Origin of the sequence: Sutterella wadsworthensis 2_1_59BFAA (assembly GCF_000297775.1) — a bacterium.
Taxonomy (GTDB): domain Bacteria; phylum Pseudomonadota; class Gammaproteobacteria; order Burkholderiales; family Burkholderiaceae_F; genus Sutterella; species Sutterella wadsworthensis_A.
Map to the genome: position 1 here is coordinate 141,455 of NZ_JH815514.1, position 18,506 is coordinate 159,960.

15 protein-coding genes are annotated in these 18,506 nt (G+C 63.7%); 6 read left to right on the forward strand and 9 right to left on the reverse strand.

What is annotated here, in order from left to right; all coding sequences use genetic code 11:
- Positions 1-202: 202 nt before the first annotated feature.
- The 4 genes from HMPREF9465_RS02745 to HMPREF9465_RS02760 are packed head-to-tail and all read right to left on the reverse strand — an operon-like array spanning position 203 to position 4,766.
- Complete coding sequence (locus HMPREF9465_RS02745) at positions 203-1,411, reverse strand: ABC transporter permease (RefSeq protein WP_005433881.1); 1,209 nt, start codon at positions 1,409-1,411, stop codon at positions 203-205.
- Positions 1,408-2,109 carry an ABC transporter ATP-binding protein gene (locus HMPREF9465_RS02750; RefSeq protein ID WP_005433882.1) on the reverse strand — a complete coding sequence of 234 codons (702 nt, stop codon included), beginning with the start codon at positions 2,107-2,109 and terminating at the stop codon, positions 1,408-1,410. Before HMPREF9465_RS02750 ends, HMPREF9465_RS02745 begins: the two co-directional genes overlap by 4 nt.
- A gap of 9 nt (positions 2,110-2,118) precedes the next feature.
- Positions 2,119-3,390 (reverse strand): efflux RND transporter periplasmic adaptor subunit, encoded by a 1,272-nt coding sequence (locus tag HMPREF9465_RS02755; RefSeq protein ID WP_005433883.1) that lies wholly within the window; start codon positions 3,388-3,390, stop codon positions 2,119-2,121.
- Positions 3,387-4,766, reverse strand: coding sequence for an efflux transporter outer membrane subunit (locus HMPREF9465_RS02760; protein ID WP_196793844.1), 1,380 nt, complete (start codon positions 4,764-4,766; stop codon positions 3,387-3,389). The genes HMPREF9465_RS02755 and HMPREF9465_RS02760 overlap by 4 nt, the downstream gene beginning before the upstream one ends.
- A gap of 236 nt (positions 4,767-5,002) precedes the next feature.
- Here HMPREF9465_RS02760 and HMPREF9465_RS02765 point away from each other — a divergent pair, with 236 nt between their 5' ends.
- The 5 genes from HMPREF9465_RS02765 (at position 5,003) to aspS (ending at position 11,939) form a co-directional block, all read left to right on the forward strand.
- A complete protein-coding gene (locus HMPREF9465_RS02765; protein ID WP_038006330.1) occupies positions 5,003-5,695 on the forward strand; it encodes a response regulator transcription factor in 693 nt (230 codons plus the stop codon).
- Between the two features lie 49 nt (positions 5,696-5,744).
- Positions 5,745-7,136, forward strand: coding sequence for a sensor histidine kinase (locus tag HMPREF9465_RS02770; protein WP_005433888.1), 1,392 nt, complete (start codon positions 5,745-5,747; stop codon positions 7,134-7,136).
- A gap of 238 nt (positions 7,137-7,374) precedes the next feature.
- Complete coding sequence (gene fusA / locus HMPREF9465_RS02775; protein WP_005433894.1) at positions 7,375-9,426, forward strand: elongation factor G; 2,052 nt, start codon at positions 7,375-7,377, stop codon at positions 9,424-9,426.
- Between the two features lie 139 nt (positions 9,427-9,565).
- A complete protein-coding gene (locus tag HMPREF9465_RS02780) occupies positions 9,566-9,796 on the forward strand; it encodes an FmdB family zinc ribbon protein (protein WP_005433896.1) in 231 nt (76 codons plus the stop codon).
- A gap of 331 nt (positions 9,797-10,127) precedes the next feature.
- A complete protein-coding gene (aspS, locus tag HMPREF9465_RS02785) occupies positions 10,128-11,939 on the forward strand; it encodes an aspartate--tRNA ligase (RefSeq protein WP_005433902.1) in 1,812 nt (603 codons plus the stop codon).
- A 101-nt stretch (positions 11,940-12,040) separates the two neighbouring features.
- Here the strand turns inward: aspS and HMPREF9465_RS02790 are convergent, their stop codons facing one another.
- From HMPREF9465_RS02790 to mtnA, 5 genes are read right to left on the reverse strand one after another with little or no spacing between them, the layout of a single operon-like run.
- Entirely contained in the window at positions 12,041-13,081 is a 1,041-nt protein-coding gene (locus HMPREF9465_RS02790) for a DUF7146 domain-containing protein (protein WP_005433903.1), read from the reverse strand.
- A gap of 9 nt (positions 13,082-13,090) precedes the next feature.
- A complete protein-coding gene (gene bamE / locus HMPREF9465_RS02795) occupies positions 13,091-13,600 on the reverse strand; it encodes an outer membrane protein assembly factor BamE domain-containing protein (protein WP_005433904.1) in 510 nt (169 codons plus the stop codon).
- Positions 13,601-13,602: 2 nt separating this feature from the next.
- The gene (locus HMPREF9465_RS02800) at positions 13,603-13,857 is read right to left on the reverse strand and encodes a hypothetical protein (RefSeq protein WP_005433905.1); all 255 of its coding nucleotides are present in this window, start codon (positions 13,855-13,857) and stop codon (positions 13,603-13,605) included.
- Positions 13,854-14,546, reverse strand: a complete 693-nt coding sequence (locus tag HMPREF9465_RS02805; RefSeq protein ID WP_005433906.1) for a class II aldolase/adducin family protein — start codon at positions 14,544-14,546, stop codon at positions 13,854-13,856. Before HMPREF9465_RS02805 ends, HMPREF9465_RS02800 begins: the two co-directional genes overlap by 4 nt.
- Before the next feature lie 4 nt (positions 14,547-14,550).
- Positions 14,551-15,639, reverse strand: a complete 1,089-nt coding sequence (gene mtnA / locus HMPREF9465_RS02810; RefSeq protein WP_005433907.1) for an S-methyl-5-thioribose-1-phosphate isomerase — start codon at positions 15,637-15,639, stop codon at positions 14,551-14,553.
- Between the two features lie 162 nt (positions 15,640-15,801).
- On the opposite strand from mtnA, the gene HMPREF9465_RS02815 reads away from it, so the two are divergent.
- The gene (locus HMPREF9465_RS02815) at positions 15,802-18,501 is read left to right on the forward strand and encodes a bifunctional acetyl coenzyme A synthetase (ADP forming), alpha domain/GNAT family N-acetyltransferase (protein ID WP_005433908.1); all 2,700 of its coding nucleotides are present in this window, start codon (positions 15,802-15,804) and stop codon (positions 18,499-18,501) included.
- The last annotated feature ends 5 nt before the right edge of the window (positions 18,502-18,506 follow it).

An 18,506-nucleotide genomic window follows, 5' to 3' on the forward strand; every position in this document is an offset into this window, starting at 1 on the left:
AGTCCATAGTAATGCCCCATCAACATAGGAATCGAGTATTCCTACCGGGGGTGTTTTTTCTTTTTGGTTTCCGGCGCTTCCGCTTTCATACTAAGCCGTGCGCTTTCGCCTTCATGCGAATCAGGCAAGCGCACCAGCAAACAAAATGAAAGGTCCGAAGCTCACGCTTCGGACCTTTCTGCTTTTCCACTGCGCTCCCGCGTCACTCGTGACGCACCGCCTCGATCGGGTCGAGCTTGGCCGCACGTCTGGCGGGGAAGAAGCCGAACACCACGCCCGTGAGGGCCGACACGGTGAAAGCGAGCAGATTGATGCCCGGGCTGAAGATGAAGGGCACGCCCATGTAGACCGCAAGGGCCTTCGAGACGCCCAGAGCCGCCAGCACGCCGAGCGCGCCACCCATGCAGCCGAGCATCAGCGCCTCGATCAGGAACTGGAGCAGCACCTCGCGCTCGAGGGCGCCGATGGCGAGTCGGATGCCGATTTCACGGGTTCGCTCTGTCACGGACACCAGCATGATGTTCATGATGCCGATGCCGCCCACGAGCAGGCTCACGGCCGCCACTGCGGCGAGCAGCGTAGTCATGATCTGCGTGGTGGATGCCACCTTGGCGGCGATCTCCGCCGTGTCCAGAATCTGGAAGTTGTCGTCATCGCCGTCGGAGAGGCTGCGCCTCTCGCGCATGAGCTCCGTGACGGCATCGCGCAGGCGGTCTCGGTCCGACTGCGGATTCACCGAAACCAGAAGGGCGCCGACTCGGTTCTTGCCGAGGATGCGGCGTTGGAGCGTCTTGATCGGCATGACGAGCAGGTCGTCCTGATCGCCGCCCATGGCGGCCGTACCCTTGGTCTTGAGAAGGCCCACGACCCTGCACGAGAAGCTTCCCGTGCGGATGGTGCGTCCGATGACCTCCGCTCCTTCGCCGAAGAGCTCCTTCTGAATGGTGCCGCCGATCACGCAGACGGCGGCACCCGACTGCATTTCGCCCTGCTCGAAGGTGCGTCCGTCGACGATTTCGCGGTTGTCGATCGTAAAGTAGTTGTTGTCCGTGCCGATCACGCTCGTCTGCCAGTTGCGCCCGTTGGCCACGACCGTCATGGTCTTGGAGGCCTGAGGCGCCACGGCGACGATGCCCGCGATCTGGCGCTTGAGCGCATCGGCGTCCTCGAGCGTGAAGTTCGGCGCGCCCACGCTCTGGCCCGGCCCCATGCGAAGACCGGGACGCAGCATCAGCTGGTTGTTGCCGAAGGACTCGATCTGCGTGCGAATAGCCTGCGAGGCCCCGTTGCCGACCGTCACCATCGTGATCACGGCCATGACGCCGATCACGACGCCGAGCACGGTGAGCAGGCTTCTGAGCGGATTTCGACTGATCTGGCGCACGGCCAGCACGAATGCATTCCCGATCATGACGCGGCCTCCGTCTTGCTGTCGCTGATGAGCAGGCCGTCCCTGAAGACAAGGTGGCGCTTTGCGTAGCGGGCCATGTCGGGCTCGTGCGTGACGAGCACGACCGTGATGCCGTCCTCGGCGTTGAGGGCCGAAAGAAGCGCCATGATCTCCTCGCTTCGCGCCGTGTCAAGACTGCCCGTCGGCTCGTCTGCGAGAAGCAGCTTCGGGCGCGTGACGATGGCGCGCGCAATCGCGACGCGCTGCTGCTGTCCGCCCGAGAGCTCCGCCGGCGTATGGTGCTCCCAGTCCAGCAGGCCTACGCGGTCGAGCGCGGCCCGCGCCAGCTTGCGGCGCTCGGAGGCGCCCATGCCGCGGTAGAGGAGCGGAAGCTCCACGTTCTCAAGCGCCGTCGTTCTGGCGAGAAGATTGAAGCCCTGAAAGACGAAGCCGAGGTACTTGCGCCGCAGGAGCGCACGCTGGTCGCGCGACAGGCTCTCGACGTGCATTCCGCTGAAGAGATACGCGCCCGCCGTCGGGCTGTCGAGCGCGCCGATGATGTTCATGGCCGTCGACTTGCCCGAGCCCGACGCGCCCATGATGGCGACGAATTCGCCCTCGTCAATCGAAAAGCTCACGCCGCGCAGGGCCTCGAAGGCCGCCTCGCCCGTGCCGTAGCGCTTGCGGATGTCGACGAGTTCAACTAGTGGCTGTCCCATTGCGTCTCCTCAGGCGCCCTTCTGTTGGTCGACGACGACCTTGTCGCCCTCGGCGATGTCGCCCGAGACGATTTCGGTCTGCATGCCGTCGGTGAGACCCGTGACGACGTCGACGCGCACGGGCTTGCCGTCACGCAGCACGTAAACGGTCCTGCTCGCCTGGCCGTGCTGGGCAATCTCCTTGACCTTCTTGCTGGCGGCGCCGTGGGGCGGCCCCGGCATCATGGCATTCATCTTCGGCTTGTCGCTCTCCGATGCGGCCTTGGGACGGAAGCGGAAGGCGGAATTGGGGACAAGGAGCACGTCCTGCTTGTCGGCCGTCGAGATCGTGGCCGAAGCCGTCATGCCGGGGCGCAGCTGCATCTGCTGGTTGTCGACCTGAAGATAGGCCGTGTAGGTCACCACGTTCTCCGTCGTCGTGGCGCCGTAGGAAACCTTGGTCAGTTCAGCGGGGAAGCGGCGGTTCGGATAGGCGCTCACCGTAAAGTAGGCCTTCTGCCCCTGCTTGACGACGCCGATGTCGGCCTCGTCGACGGACACCTCGAGCTCAAGCTGACTCAGATCGGTGGCGAGCGTCAGCAGCTCGACCGCCTGCAGGCTTGCCGCCACCGCATAGCCGGGCTCGACCGAACGGGCGAGCACCACGCCGTCGATGGGAGACTTGATGTCGGCCTTGGAGAGATCGTTCTCAGCCGTCTGGAGCGAGGCCATGGCGTCGGCGATGTTCGCATCGGCCACGGCGACCGCCGCGCGCGCCGTGTCGACGGACGCGGCCTGCGTCTCAAGCTCGGTCTTGCTCGGCATGGTGCCCTTGGAGAGACGATTGAGCTCCTGCATGCGCTTGAGCTTGAGCTCCGCCTCCCTCAGGCTCGCCGCACTCTGCCTGCGGCTGGCCTCCGCGCTTCGCAGCGAAGCCCTGTTCTGAAGCACCTTCGCCTCCAGATTGCGCTTGTCAAGCACGATGAGGCTCTGGCCCTCCTTGATCTCGTCGTTGACGTCGACGTTTACCTCGCGCACGATGCCCGAAAGCTCGGAACCGAGCGAGACGGTGCGCACAGGTGCGAGCGTGCCGTCCGCGGACACGCTGACGTGCACGTCCCCGCGCTCGACGGCCTCGGTCACGTACTTGACGGCGTTGGTGTTCTGCGTGCCCTGATACCAGTACCAAGCGCCTGCCACGAGCGCGGCCAGAACTCCGCCCGCCGCCCAGAGGACATAGCGCGAGCGGCTTTCATCCTTGAGCAGAAGCTTCGTGCGGTCGTTGTTTTCTTGTTCGGTCATCTTGCACTCTCCTGTGCCTTCCAGGCGCCGCCCAGGGCGCGGTAGAGCTTCACGTGCTGAAGGGAAAGCTCCGTCATGTTGTTCGTCACGCTCTCCCTCAGGGTGAGGAGGCGCTGCTGTGCTTCAAGAAGCATCGAATAGTCGCCGATGCCCGACCTGTATTCGAGCCCCGTGAGCTCGTAGGTCTTCTCCGTGTGCTGAAGGGCCGTCCTGAGAAGCGCCGTTCGGTCCTGTGCGGACCGGATGCCGTTGAGGGCGTTGTCCGTCTCCTCAAGCGCCTTCACGATGACGGATAGGTAGTTCGCCTTCGCCTTGTCCAGCGATGCGGCGGCCCTCTCCTCCTGTGCGGCCAGACTGCCCCAGTTGAGCACGGGCATGGACAGCGCGCCGATCAGGGACGCGATGCCCGTGCCGCTCGCGCCGAGGGCGCCGAGCGTCGCGGCCTGCGTGCCGAGCGAGCCCGAGAGCGACAGCGTCGGGAAATAGCTTTCGCGGGCGCTCCTGAGATCGGCGCCTGCAGCCAGAAGAGAGGCCTGCGCGCTGCGGATGTCAGGACGCTTCATCAGCGTCTCGGCGGGAATCGAGGCGGTCAGGCGAATCGGCGCCTGAGGTACGGAACCCGTGCCCAGATCGAGCTTGTCGGCGGGAATCGTCGTCAGGCGGGCCAGTGCGTTTCGATAGGTGGCTTCGGTCGCCTTCAGCTGAGGAATCGCGGCTCGGGCGGAGGCGACCTGCGAAAGCGCGTCCTCGGCCTCCGAGGCGCTGCTCAGGCCTGCGCCTGCACGCCAGCCCGCGATCTCGGCGCTTTCCTCGTAGTTCCTGACGGTGTCCTCGGCGATCTGCAGGAGAACCTGCGTCGAACGCAGGTTGATGTACGCCTGAGCCGTCTCGGCCTCGACGAGCGCCTGCGCATCGGCAACGGAGATTTCGCTCGCGAGCGCCTCATAACGTCTGGCGGTCTCGTTGGAGAGATCCGCACCCGCGAGGTTCCACGACCACTTCATGTCGGCGGAGGCCGAGAAACTGTCGCTCGAACCGCCGTCGGCATGGCGGTGCGAAGCGTCGCCACCGATCGTGGCCTCGGGAAAGAGCGCATGCTGCGCCTCCGACAGGCCCGCTCTGGCCGTACGCAGTGATGCGAGCGCTGTGAGCACGTCGGCATTTGCGCTTCTGGCCTTCTCAACGAGCGCCGATAGCTTCGGATCGTTCCAGGACTGCCAGAATTCGGCGGGGTCGGCAGGCGCCTGAGTCTCAATCGAGACGCTCCAGGCCCCGGGAGCCGCCTCCTCGGCCATGGTCTTCATGTCCGGCATCTGCACTGCGCAGCCAGAGAGGAACAGCGCGCCGATCAGCAAGCCCAGGACAGACCTCTTCATCGTCAACGGATTCGTCATTGTTTTTCTGCTGTATCCGGTCTTTGGGAAATTTGAACGAGAATCATAAACGGTTGAGATCCTCACTTTCATTCTCCTACAGACCACAACGGCGTTCCACAGGCTTCGGGTAAAGGTTTCGGAAGAGCACGTAACAAACTTTTGCTCGCCGATTTTTGTTAACATGAGTCATTCCATTGTTCCAAGTCACGGTTCAAGCCGTTATTTTCGGGTCCGTTATGTTCAAGCATCCCCGTCCCATCCTCATCGTCGACGATGACGTCGAGCTCGTCACGCTTCTCGTCGACTACCTGCAGCTCGAGGGCTTCGCTCCCGTTGCTGCCCACAACGGCACCGAGGCTCTGGAACTGCTTTCAAGACAGGAATTTGAAATCGTCGTGCTCGACGTGATGATGCCCGGCATGAGCGGCGTGGAGGTTCTCAAACGCATTCGCGAAAAGAGCCAGCTTCCCGTTCTCATGCTCACCGCCAAGGGCGATCCCGTCGACCGCATCATCGGCCTCGAGCTCGGCGCCGACGACTACGTTCCCAAGCCCTGTCCGCCGCGCGAGCTTGCCGCCCGACTCAACGCGATTCTCCGCCGCACGGCCAACATGCCCTCTGCGATCGCCCCCGTGGTGGCTGGCCCCCTCACCATCAACCCGAGCCGCCGCGAAGCCACGGCCAATGGCATCGTCATCGACCTGACGGGCACCGAACTCACGCTCCTTGAGGTGCTGGCCCGCAAGGTCGGCACTCCCGTCCCGAAGGACGAGATCTACCAGAAGGTGCTCGGCCGCGCCATGCAGCGCTATGACCGCGCGATCGACGTCCACGTCTCCTCGATCCGCCACAAGCTCGCCGCCGTGCTTGGAACGAGCGTCGCGATCGAAAGCATCCGCGGCGTGGGCTATCAGTTCGTGGTCCGCTGATCCGCTGCATCCGCCGACTCGCCGTCCCGCCGAAAAGAAGGAGTAGCTCATGCTCAACCGCCTGTTCAACACGCTTTTCGGCAAGCTCTTCGCCGGCTTCTGCCTCGTCATTCTGCTGACGGCGGCAGGCGTCTGGATGGCCGCCTACTCGGCCCAGAGCCAGCAGAACGAGGACATCGGCCGCATTGAATGGCGATTCATCGCACACAAGTCCGTCGACAGCGCCGTCGGCATCTACGAGGTGGCTGGCAGGGACGGCCTCATCTCATGGCTGCGCAACGAGCGCCTCAACACCAATCCCATCGTCTTCGTGCTTGACAGCAGCGGCCGGGAAATCTCCGGACGCAAGCTGCCCGACAAGGCCTACGAAAGTCTTAAGGCCATCCGCAAGCTCACCGACGACCCCAACGGTCCGCCAGAAAAGCGCCTGCCCGTCAGAACCGTCGAGATCGACAACGAGCCCTGCGAATTCTTCGCCGTGCGCACCGTCGCCTTCCCCGTTAGACTGATTCCCCCTGAGCTCCATCACTTTCCGATCGCGCTGACCCTTTCGCTCGCCGCCTTCTTCACGCTACTCGTCTCCTGGCTTCTCGCCCGCCTCTACACGCGCAGCCTCCACACGCTCGACGGCGCCATGCGCCGCTTCGCCGACGGCGCCTTCGACACCCGCACCTCCGAGGAACTCGCCCGCGGGGACGCCGAGGTCGCCAACCTCGCACGCGTCTTCGACGGCATGGCGGACAAGATCGAGTCCCTCATCACAAGGCAGCGAAGGCTCTTTCACGACGTGAGCCACGAGGTCCGCAGCCCGCTCGCGCGCATCGAGGTGGCGCTTGAGCTTGCGAGGCGCGACCCCGCACGCACGCAGGACTCGCTCGGACGCATCGAGAAGGAGGTCGGCAACATCAACGCACTGGTGGAGTCGCTTCTCACCTATGCCCGTCTTGAAAACGGCGCCAACATGACGAAGTCGCCCGTCGGTCTCGCGGACATCCTCGAGGGCGTTGCCGACGACCTCGGCTTCGAGGCCCAGCAGAAGAACGTGACCGTGAAGACGGTGCTCGAGGGGGATCCCGTCGTCGATGCGGACGGCAACCTGATCGCAAGGGCCGTCGACAACATTGCGCGCAACTCGCTTCGCCACGCACCCGAAGACTCCACGATCCTCCTGTCGCTCTCCTCGGACGCGGAGAGCTTCATCATCAGATGCAGGGACGAGGGTCCCGGCATGCCCGAAGAGGAGCTCGCAGGCATGTTCTCGCCCTTCGTGCGCGGCGCCAACGTCCGCACGGGCACGGGGTTCGGCCTTGGGCTCGCCATCGCCAGACGAAGCGTGACGGCGCACGGCGGCGCCATCACGGCGCGCAATGTCAGCCCCCACGGTCTCGAGACCGAAATCCGTCTGCCAAAGTCCATTGAAATCGGTTGCGACGAGCCCTGAACGGCCCTGAAAGCAAAAAGCCTTGCCGCGAAATCATCGGGGCAAGGCTTTTGTGTTTTGGCGCAACTATACAGTTTGCCCCTTTTCGCCCGAAAAAACCAGTGTCTTCTCTCATCCTGTCGACATAAGTCAACATCTTTCGTCATAACACCCCATCTCCACTCCCGCGGGCGCACAATTGAAAGGCTGACGGCTTGACCAGCCGTTCAAAAAATTGTTCTGGAAGAGGAGAACAGCAATGAGCAACTATCTGACCGAGAATCTTCGTACCGTAGCGTTGGTGGGGCACGGCTCCTGCGGCAAGACTTCCCTCATCGAAGCCATGCTCTACCGCACCGGCATGATTTCCGAACTCGGCTCCATTGAGCGCGGCAACACGATGTGCGACAACGACGCGCTTGAAAAGCAGGTCCAGCACTCCATCCGTCTGGCCGTCGCTCACGTCGACACGGCTCTTCCCGACCTCACCCCCGTGCGCATTCACGTGCTCGACACCCCGGGGTACCCCGACTACATCGGTCAGGACATGTCCGCGCTTGACGCCGTCAAGTCCGTCTGCGCCGTCATCGACGCCACCAAGGGCGTCGAGCTTCTGACGCGCCGCATGATGGACATCGCCAAGGAACGCGGTCTGTGCCGCATGATCGTGATCAACAAGTTCGACGCACCCGACGTCGACCTCGAACAGCTGCTTCTGGACCTGCAGGAAGTCTGGGGTCCGGGCGTTCTCCCGATCAACCTTCCCGCCAACAACCGCTCCATCGTCATCGACTGCTTCGACAAGGACGAAGGAGAAGCCGACATTCTCAGCGTCGGTGAAGTCCATCGCGCCTTCATTGAAAAGATCATCGAGCAGGACGACGAAATGCTCGAGCACTATCTCGAGGAAGGCAGCGTCGACCCTCGCACCCTGCACCCGCTCATCACGAAGGCCCTGCGTGAAGGCACGGTCATCCCCGTCTGCTTCGTCTCCGCGAAGAACCTGATCGGCATCCGCGACTTCATGAAGGTCATCATCCGCCATCTTCCGAGCCCGGCCGAAGCCAACGACGCTCTCTTCATCCATGCCGACGGCACGCCGTTCATCACGCGTCCGGAAAAGGATCTGCCCGTCGTCGCCCAGGTCTTCAAGGTCGTCAATGACCCGTACATCGGCAAGATCGGCATCTTCCGCGTCCATCAGGGCACAATCCAGAAGGACACCACGCTCTACGTCGACGACAACAAGAAGGGCGTGAAAGCCGCTCACCCGCTGCTCCTCCAGGGCAAGAACACGACCGAAACCGACTTCCTCAGCCCGGGCGACATCGGCGCCCTCGCCAAGATCGATGAACTCACCTACGGCTCGATCCTTCACTCGGATCCGAACCTCTGCGACGTGCGCATGCGTCCGATCAACTTCCCGAAGCCGATGTTCGGCCTCGCGATCGCACCGTCCCGCCGCGGCGACGAAGCCCGCATGGGCGAAGTCCTCAACAAGATGCTCTCCGAAGATCCGACGATGGCCGTCGACCATGACGCCGTGCTCAACGAGACCGTGATCCGCGGCCTGACCGAAATGCACGTCCGTTCGATCCTCGACCGCATGAAGGTCAACTTCAAGCTTGAAGTCGTCACCGGCACGCCGAGCGTTCCGTACCGCGAGACCATTACCGCGCCGGCCGAAGGCCATGCCCGCCACAAGAAGCAGACGGGCGGCGCTGGCCAGTTCGGCGAAGTCTACCTGCGCATCGAGCCGCTCGAACGCGGCGCGGGCTTCGAGTTCCACGACGAGGTCAAGGGTGGCGTGATTCCGTTCAACTTGATCCCCGCCGTTGAAAAGGGCGTCCGCGAAGTGCTCGACTCCGGTTACCTCGCCGGGTACCCGATCCAGGACGTCAAGGTCACCGTCTACGACGGCAAGAGCCACCCCGTCGACTCGAAGGAAGTCGCCTTCGTCGCCGCCGGCCGCAAGGCTTTCCTTGACGCGCTCGCCAACGCCCAGCCGAAGATCCTCGAACCGATCGTCCGCATCGAGATCACGGCGCCCGACATGTACATGGGCGACCTTGCAGGCGACCTCGCCAGCCGTCGCGGCCAGGTGTCCGGCACCGACTCCCTGCCCGGCGGCCTGATGGAAATCACCGGCGTCGTGCCGCTTTCCGAACTCGACGGCTACGCCACCCGCCTGCACGCCCTCACGCAGGGCACGGGCAGCTGGTCCATGGAGCTTGACAGCTACCAGCCGGTTCCGGCCCAGAAGCAGGCCGAACTTGCAGGCAAGTTCCACCGCGAGGACGACGAGGAATAATCCTCTTCGCTGAATCCGGCCACTGACAAGGCCGCCGTATCTTTGATGCGGCGGCCTTTTTTCCGCTTTTTCAAGCCTCTGCCGCCGTCACTTCCTTATAATCTGTTTCCTCCACGTTCACTTTCCAAACTTTCATACCATGCCTATCTACGCTTATCGATGCACGAACTGCGGCTTTGAAAAGGATTTTCTTCAGAAGATGAGTGACAAGCCTCTGACGAAGTGCCCTCAGTGCGGCAAGGATGCGTTGGTGAAGGAACTCTCCGCCCCCGGCTTCGAGCTCAGGGGCACGGGCTGGGCCGCCACAGACTTCAACGGCGGGCACAAAGCCCTTCCGGCCTCTCACCGCAAGCCTGACAGCTCGAAGTAAGCAGTGCGCCAACGCCGCCCGTCAAAACGATAAAAGGCCGGATGTCCAGGACTGTCAGTCCGAGGCAACGGCCTTTGTGCGTTTTCATGTGAGCGGTTCTAGATAAAATACCCCAAACTGCCGCGTTTTCTCGTCTTTCGACATTCTTTGGCAGTAAACTTAATCATTGTGCGCTTTCGCCCCCTTGAGGCGGCGCGGACTGATTCCGCAGCGGTGCGCCCGTCGCGCCGCCGCATGCACCATTGCGGCTCTGCAAAGCCATAGCATTGTCGTTGTAATCGTGTGGCCAACAGCTCTCGTATCGCGCGTTGGTCTTTTTCTCGGAGCTTATATGCGAACCGTATATTCTGGCCTGGTTGATGAATCCTTCATCGGTCAGACCGTGACTCTTTTCGGCTGGGCTCATCGTCGTCGCGACCACGGCGGCGTGATCTTCATCGACCTTCGCGACCGCGAGGGCATCGTTCAGGTCGTCTGCGACCCGGACCGTCCCGAAGTCTTCGCCACGGCCGACAAGTGCCGCAACGAATTCTGTCTCAGGGTCGTCGGCGTCGTGCGCGCCCGTCCGGAAGGCACGAAGAACGAAACGCTCGTCTCCGGCGGCATCGAAGTTCTCTGCCATGAACTCGAGATCCTCAACCCGTCGGTCACGCCTCCGTTCCACCTCGATGACGAAAACCTCTCCGAAACCACGCGTCTGACGTACCGCGTGCTCGACCTTCGCCGCGGTGTCATGCAGAAGAACCTCCGCACGCGCTATCGCGCTGCCATGGCCTTCCGCAAGTTCCTCGACAAGAACGGCTTCATCGACATCGAAACCCCGATGCTGACGCGCTCCACGCCTGAAGGCGCCCGCGACTACCTCGTTCCGTCCCGCGTTCAGGACGGCTGTTTCTTCGCCCTGCCGCAGTCTCCGCAGCTCTTCAAGCAGCTCCTGATGGTCGCCGGCTTCGACCGCTACTATCAGATCGTCAAGTGCTTCCGCGACGAAGACCTTCGCGCCGACCGTCAGCCTGAATTCACGCAGGTCGATATTGAAACGTCCTTCCTCAACATGGACGAAATCCGCGCCCTGATGGAAGAACTCATCCGCACGGTCTTCAAGGAAGTCCTCGACGTCGACCTCAAGAACCCGTTCCCCGTCATGAACTGGGACGACGCCATGGCCCAGTACGGCTCCGACAAGCCCGACCTTCGCGTCAACCTGAAGCTCGTCGAAGTGACCGACGTCGTCGAGAACTCCACGTTCAAGGTGTTCTCCGGCGTCAAGTCCCTGCACAACGGCAAGGTCGTCGCCCTGCGCGTTCCGGGCGCCGCCTCCATGCCGCGTTCCGAAATCGACGCCTACACCGAGTTCGTCAAGATCTACGGTGCCAAGGGTCTCGCCTACATCAAGATCAACGATCTCTCCAAGGGCCGCGAAGGTCTCCAGAGCCCGATCGTCAAGAACCTCTCCGATGAAGAGCTCAACACGATCATCGAACGCACCGGCGCCCAGGACGGCGACGTCGTGTTCTTCGGCGCCGACAAGGCCAAGATCGTCTGGGACAGCCTCGGCGCTCTCCGCCTGAAGATCGGTCACTCCGAATTCGGCAAGTCGCACGGCCTCTTCACCCCGGGCTGGCAGCCGCTCTGGGTCATCAACTTCCCGATGTTCGAGTACTCGGAAGAAGACCAGCGCTGGGTTGCCTGCCACCATCCGTTCACCAGCCCGCTCGACGGTCATGAGGACCTCCTCGTCTCCGATCCGGAACATGCCTACGCCAAGGCCTACGACATGGTCCTCAACGGTTGGGAAATCGGCGGCGGCTCCATCCGTATCCACCGCGAAGAAGTCCAGGAAAAGGTCTTCGAAGCCCTCAAGATCGGTCCGGAAGAAGCCCGTCAGAAGTTCGGCTTCCTGCTCGACGCCCTCCAGTTCGGTGCTCCTCCGCACGGCGGCCTCGCCTTCGGTCTCGACCGCATCGTCACGATGATGTGCAAAGCGGACTCCATCCGTGACGTCATCGCCTTCCCGAAGACGCAGCGCGCCCAGTGCCTGCTGACGCACGCTCCGGCTCCGGTCGACGAAAAGCAGCTGCGCGAGCTCCACATCCGCCTGCGCAACGAGCAGAAGAAGGAACTCGAAATCGCCGGCCAGTAATCCGCTGACCTGAACATTCGGTTCTGACACAGAAGGGCCGCTTCCTCACGGAAGCGGCCCTTCTTGTTCATGGTCACACGGAGGTGCGGAGCGCCCCGCCCTCAGGCCTTCGTCCCGGCCCCCGAGGGACGGCGGCTGCCCGTCCTGCGCCGCATCCACACGTCGCTCCAGTCCAGTCCTTCAGTCTTGGGAATCTCGACCTCGATCTCAAGGGAGGGATTGTCCCTGCGCAGTCTGGCGGCCAGCGCATACGCGCCCGCCTGCCCCGCATAGCTCCTGTCGTTGTCTCCGAAGACGACGACCTTCCTCACCCCGTCGGGCACCTTCGTGAAATTCTGAAATCCGCCGACGCTCACGGCGCTCCAGACGGGAATCTTGAAGAGCGTCCTCGCCGACAGCGCCGTTTCAATCCCCTCGGCAATGCCGAGCACGTCTGAGGGTTCGCCGAGCCTGATGAGGCCGCCACGGGCGCCGCCCGCATAAAGCTTCTTGGGAGCCTCGACGGGCGCCTTGATGCCCTCGGGCGTCAGATAGGTCCTGTGCAGCGTGACGATCCGTCCCTCGTCGTCGGTGACGAGCGCGAGCATCGCGGGCCATCGCTTATGCGTTCTATCTCCGTCATCGAGCTCCTCCCAGTAGTCCAGAAGCGGATGACTGCGAAGCTCGCAGATCGAGCCGCAGTAAAGGCCGCGGGACGCAAGATAAAGCCTGACGGGATCGCTCGGCGGGACCTTGGAGAGCGCCTGCGCCTCCTTCCAGACCGCCTCGATCCTGTCCTGACGGCGCTTTTTCGCGGCCGCCTCCGCAGTCTGCACGGAGTCGGGCCCAGTGTCCTGCCGCTTGTATTCAGGAAGTCCGAGAACCCTCTCGAGATAGACGAGCGTGTCCGTGAAGCGCTCGCTGCGCCACTTCTGCAGAAGGCTCAGTCCGTCGCCGTAGCCGCATCCCCTGCAGAACCAGTGGCCGTCGGGCTTGTTCCTGTAGAAGGAGAAGCGGTCCCTCCCGCCGCAGAGCGGACACGGCCTGTTCAGGCGAAGAAGCATGACCTCGGGCAATCCTGCGTCGATCAGTATGTCCAGCCAGCGGCCGGAGGCCGCCTCCTGAATGCGCTGCACTCTCGCCATGAACTGCGGGTCCCGCATGTCCGCCTCCTAGTTGAATCCCCAGAAAAGGCCATCCCTGTCCTTCCAGGGATCGGTCGTGAAGCCCACCTCGGTCACGACGCCGTTGACGTCGAACTGAACCCAGCAGGCCATGTCGAAAAGACCGTCGTCCTTGAATCGGTACATCCAGGCCGTCTGGTCAATGAGCGAAAAGGTGTACTCCTGGGCACACTTGCCGAAAAGGTTCCAGACGTCCTTCTCCGTGCTCACGCCCGGCTTGATGAGTGCCATGTGCGCCCTGTCGAGCACCTCCTCGCGCCGCACGATCCTGCCGTCCGCATCGAACTCGATCCACCAGACCTCCTGACCGAAGGGCTGCATGGAATAGACCCAGCGCTGCGTGCCCTTGCCCGTATCAACGGCCGCGTGCGGCGCGCCGAGCTCCGTCCTGACCTGTGACTCGGTCATGCCGGGATCCATGAGCTGAGGATGGCTGCAGGCCGTCAGAAGAAGACAGGCCGCTGATGCCAGCGCGCAGCCCAGTGCTCTGATTCTCATGGTCAGTCCCCCTTGACTCCCTTGGCCTCGACGGGCTGAAGGAGCTCCTTGTAGTCGCAGTCAAGGCCGTCGATCAGACGGCGGAACTCCGCCCTGAAGGCCTCCTTGCCGCAACCGAGAAGCACGGCGTCCTCGAACATCTCCTGAAGCATGTCGCAGGCCTCGTGCCAGTTTTCATTGAGCACCTTGACGCTCTCCGTGCAGGAGACGACGGAGCCGTCGACCCTGAGCCACCTTTCGGGCGCCTTCGTCGTCACTTGGACTCTCCCTCAACGGACTGTTGCCCGTAGGTCCTGAAGCTCCTCAGCACTTCGTTCATCTCCTCGTAGGAAATGAGCTTCGGCTTGCCGAGCTGACAGACGACGACGTACTGATGGGCCAGGTTCTCGACCTCGACCGCCAGCGTGAGCGCCGCCTGAAGCGACTTGCCTGCAGCGAGCACGCCGTGGTGCGAAAGCAGGCAGGCGTTCTTGACGGCGAGCGCCTCGGCGGCGACGCGGGCAAGCTCGGGCGTACCGAAGGTCGCGTAGGGCGCCACGTCGATCGAATGGCCGCCTGCCGCAGCCACCATGTAGTGGAAGGGCGGAATCGGCATGTCCTGACAGGCAAGCGCCGTCGCAAAGCACGAGTGCGTGTGCACGACCGCATCGATGTCGGAGCGGCGCAGATACACGCGCGCATGCATCTCCCACTCGGAGGACGGGCGCCGTGCGCCGTCGGCATTGCGCAGCGAAGGCGGATTCACCAGAGGAATCCAGACCAGATCGTCGGGCGTGAGCGACTCGTACGGCATGCCCGTCGGCGTGATCAGGAAGCCCTCGGCACCGTCGGCCCTGCAGGCGCGCGCCGAGACGTTCCCCGACTTGTTCACGTTGATCCCGCGCAGATTCATCCCGCGGGCGGTTTCAATCAATTCGGCGCGCAGCGCCGTCGTATCCTGCATCATTTCTTCAGGCCTTTGGTAATAAGTCGGCAAATACCGCGGTCAGATCCGTCGGCTTCACGATGCCGCGCTCGGTGATGATGCCCGTCACGAAGCGGTTGTGCGTGACGTCGAACGCGGGGTTGGCCACGGCGACTTCGGGTGCGGCGATCTGGACGGTGCGCGTTTCGCCGTCGCTGCCCACGCCGTTGACCACGAGAAGCTCGCTGGCGGCGCGGTTTTCAATGGGGATCTCGCGCTTTCCGTCGTTGAGCGTCCAGTCGATGGTCGAGGATGGCGCGGCCACGTAGAAGGGGACTTCATTGTCGACGGCGGCAAGCGCCTTGAGGTAGGTGCCGATCTTGTTGGCCACGTCGCCGCGACGCGTAATGCGGTCGGCGCCCACGATCACGAGATCGACGTCGCACTGTTGCATGAGCTGGCCGCCCGCATTGTCGGCGACGAGCGTGTAGGGCACGCCGTGCTGGCCGAGCTCCCAGGCCGTGAGAAGGCCCTGGTTGCGGGGACGGGTTTCATCGACCCAGACGTGCAGCGGTGTGCCCTGCTCGAACGCCATGTAGATCGGCGAGAGCGCCGTGCCGTAGTCGACGGTGGCAAGCCAGCCCGCGTTGCAGTGCGTGAGCACGTTCACGGGACGGCGCAGCCTGGCGTAGAGGTCAGAGATGAGCGTCATGCCCGCCTCGCCGATGGCGCGGCAGGTCATCACGTCCTCCTGCGTCATCGCCTCGGCCGTCTTCACGGCGGCCTCGAAGCGAAGCGCGGGGTCGCGCGGCAGAAGCGTGCTCATCATCCTGCGCACGGCCCAGGAAAGGTTCACGGCCGTTGGACGCGCATTGGCGATGACTTCGGCGGCCTTGAGCAGGGCGTCGTTCTCGGGATTCTCCTTGACGGCGAGCACGACGGCCCACGCACCGGTGATGCCGATGAGCGGAGCGCCGCGGACGCGCATGGTGCGGATGGCCTCCACGCAGTCCCGCCAGTCGCCCAGCACCCGCTTTTCAAAGCGATACGGCAGGAGCGTCTGATCGACGATCTCGACGGCCGTGCCGTTGTCAAGGGAGCGGATGCTTCTTGTAGGTTCACCGTAAACTTTCATATGTCTTCACCTTTCTGACGGGACTGGCGGGTCGGAACGCACCTCGCCCTGATTCCTAGTGTACCGAATTTCGCATCAGCAGCCTCCTTTGCCTTCACCCGCCGGTTCGTAGCAAAATTGAACGCAAACGCATACGGATCAACCACCGCCCGGGAGGTCACCTTGAACCCCATCCGCCCCACGCTCAAGCGAGCCCTCTGTCCTGAAAACATCGCCGTCATCGGCGCAAGCGACAGAACCGCCAGCCGCGGCTCCTTCGTCTGGCGCGCGGTCGCCCGATCGAAGCTCCTCAAGAACGCCTGGGCGATCAACCCCAAGTACAAGTACATCGGCGAGCGCCCCTGCTTCTCAAGCATCAACGAGGTGCCGGGCAGCATCGATCTGGCGGTGATCTCCCTGCGCGCCGACCGCATTCTGAAGGCGCTCATCGACGCGGGCGAACGGGGCGTCGCCTACGCGCTCATCACGCCGGACGAAAACGCATACGCGAGCGACGCGACCTGGCTCACGAAGCTCCAGCTGGTGGCCGACCAGTACGGCATGCGCCTGATCGGTCCCGACTCCCTCGGGCTCATGAACCCGGGGCTCGGCGTCAACGCAAGCTACTGGCCCAACCTGCCCCGTCCCGGCAACATCGCGCTCATCACCCAGTCGGGCATGATCGGCACGGCGCTGCTTGACTACGCGCAGGGCGCCGAGCTCGGCTTTTCGGGCGTCGTCTCGACGGGCGCCGCCATCGACGTCGACATGCCTGAACTGATCGACTACTACGCGAACGACAAGAACACGCGCGTCATCGCCCTGCACATCGAGGGCATCCGCCGTCCGCGCGAGTTCTACTCGTCCCTCAGAGCCGCCTGTGCGCGCAAGCACGTCGTCATCCTCAAGGCAGGCAGCGGCTTGGGCTACGCCGCCGACCGCATCGCCTGCTTCAAGATGGGCACCGACGCGGGAAGCGAAGGCGCGCTCGCAGCGCTCGTAGAGCGTGCGGGAGCAACGCTCGTTCCCACCTTCGAGGAGTTCACCGCAGCCGTCTCGGGCTTTGCGACCAACCGTCTTCCCCGCGGCAACCGCATCGCCGTCATTGCCAACGGCTCGGGCTTCGCATCGCTCACCGCCTCCGCCGCCCAGGCCTGCGGCATCGATCTCCACGGCCTGAGCAACGCCACGATCAAGGACCTCAAGACCGCCTATCCCTCCCAGCAGATTGCGGTGAACCCCGTCAACGTGGGCGCCACGGCCTCGCCCGAGCGCTACCGGAAGACGCTGCAGATCGTGCTTCAGGACCCCATGATCGACGGCGCGCTCGTCGTCGTGGCGCCGAGCCCCGTCACCACGATCGACCCGACGCTCAAGCTTCTCGCCAAGACGGCCGCAGGCTCCTACAAGCCCGTCATCACCGCCTGGGTGAGCGACAGGATCGCGCTGAGCGTGCGCAAGCAACTGCGCTCCGTGCCCAACGCCCCGATCTCCGCCATCCAGTCGCCCGTGGCCGCCGCACTCGCCTTCGGCTATCTGGCGGCCGAAGCCCGCAGGCGTGCCGACAGGCTGAGCATTCCGCCCGAATGGTCGGTGGAACTCAACCCCGCCAAGCTCGCCGAGGCACGCGCCATCGTGAACGGCGCGCGCCTTGAGGGGCGTCATGCGCTCTCCCCCAGCGAGACGGGGCGCCTTCTCGCCTGCTTCGAGATTCCCGTCGTGCCGCTGAGGGAGGTCGGGACGCTTGAAGAGGCGGGCGCCGCCGCAGACGAACTCGGCTGGCCCGTTGCCCTGAAGGTGACCGCCCCCGGCCTCAGGCACAAGTCCGACATCGGGGGCACGGTGCTCGACATCAAGGACCGCGACGGTCTCGCCGCCGCATGGCGCTCAATGGAGGAAAGCATCGTCAACAACTCCCCGATGACGCCCATGGTGGGCGCCGTCGTGCAGAAGATGGTGCCGCACTCGTCCGTGCGCGAGCTTCATCTCGCCATTGCCTATGACAATGTGCTCGGTCCCGTGGTCGAGTTCGGCGCAGGCGGCATAGGCTCCGAGCTTTATCAGGACAAGAAGGCCGCGCTGGTGCCGATCAACCTGAGCGAGGCTGACCGTCTCGTGGAGAGCACCCGGATCGCACGCGCACTCGGGACCTACAGGGGGCTTGCGCCTGCGGACAGGACGCTCATCGCGCAGATGCTCTGCAGACTCTCCGTGCTCGCGGCCCTGATCCCCGCCATCAGGGACCTCACCATCAACCCGCTCGTCTGGACCGACGGCGGCGCCGCCGCGATCGATGCGGACGTCAATCTGAACGAGGCGCCCGTCGAGTCCGAACCCGGCTATCCGCACCTGACGGTCTGCGCGCCGCCATGGGAGGAAGGCCGCGAAGTCGTGTTCGGCGGCGAGGCGCTCACGCTGCGCACTTTCGTGCAGAGCGACTTCCACCCGCTCAAGCGCTTCCTCGGACGCTTGTCCGAGAAGACCTTCTACCTGCGCTTTCACACGTCCGTCCACCTCTCCGACGAGCGCATCTGCGAGCTCGCCTCGCTTGACTACGCCCGCGAGGCCGCCTGGGCGCTCGCCAAGGACGGAGAAATCCACGCCGTCGCACGCTGGCGCCTGACGGGCGAGCTCGGCGAAGCCGAGTTCGGCATCGTGGTCGAGGACGCCTGGCAGCGCCGCGGCCTTGCACGCGTGCTCATGGCGCACATCGAGACCACGGCGTCCGAACGCGGCGTCACCCGACTTGTCGGCCACGTCCTCAAGGGCAACGAGGCCATGCAGGGCATGATGACGGCCATGGGCTACACCCTCGGCGAAGGCGACAGCCGCGACACCGATCCGTGGGTGAAGGACATCTCCATCCCGACGAATCTCCTATAATGGCG

Excerpts from the sequence above, each read along its gene's own strand:
- HMPREF9465_RS02745 (WP_005433881.1), bottom strand. The coding sequence starts at position 1,411 with ATGATCGGGAATGCATTCGTGCTGGCCGTGCGCCAGATCAGTCGAAAT.
- HMPREF9465_RS02750 (WP_005433882.1), bottom strand. The coding sequence starts at position 2,109 with ATGGGACAGCCACTAGTTGAACTCGTCGACATCCGCAAGCGCTACGGC.
- HMPREF9465_RS02755 (WP_005433883.1), bottom strand. The coding sequence starts at position 3,390 with ATGACCGAACAAGAAAACAACGACCGCACGAAGCTTCTGCTCAAGGAT.
- HMPREF9465_RS02760 (WP_196793844.1), bottom strand. The coding sequence starts at position 4,766 with ATGAAGAGGTCTGTCCTGGGCTTGCTGATCGGCGCGCTGTTCCTCTCT.
- HMPREF9465_RS02765 (WP_038006330.1), top strand. The coding sequence starts at position 5,003 with ATGTTCAAGCATCCCCGTCCCATCCTCATCGTCGACGATGACGTCGAG.
- HMPREF9465_RS02770 (WP_005433888.1), top strand. The coding sequence starts at position 5,745 with ATGCTCAACCGCCTGTTCAACACGCTTTTCGGCAAGCTCTTCGCCGGC.
- fusA (WP_005433894.1), top strand. The coding sequence starts at position 7,375 with ATGAGCAACTATCTGACCGAGAATCTTCGTACCGTAGCGTTGGTGGGG.
- HMPREF9465_RS02780 (WP_005433896.1), top strand. The coding sequence starts at position 9,566 with ATGCCTATCTACGCTTATCGATGCACGAACTGCGGCTTTGAAAAGGAT.
- aspS (WP_005433902.1), top strand. The coding sequence starts at position 10,128 with ATGCGAACCGTATATTCTGGCCTGGTTGATGAATCCTTCATCGGTCAG.
- HMPREF9465_RS02790 (WP_005433903.1), bottom strand. The coding sequence starts at position 13,081 with ATGCGGGACCCGCAGTTCATGGCGAGAGTGCAGCGCATTCAGGAGGCG.
- bamE (WP_005433904.1), bottom strand. The coding sequence starts at position 13,600 with ATGAGAATCAGAGCACTGGGCTGCGCGCTGGCATCAGCGGCCTGTCTT.
- HMPREF9465_RS02805 (WP_005433906.1), bottom strand. The coding sequence starts at position 14,546 with ATGATGCAGGATACGACGGCGCTGCGCGCCGAATTGATTGAAACCGCC.
- mtnA (WP_005433907.1), bottom strand. The coding sequence starts at position 15,639 with ATGAAAGTTTACGGTGAACCTACAAGAAGCATCCGCTCCCTTGACAAC.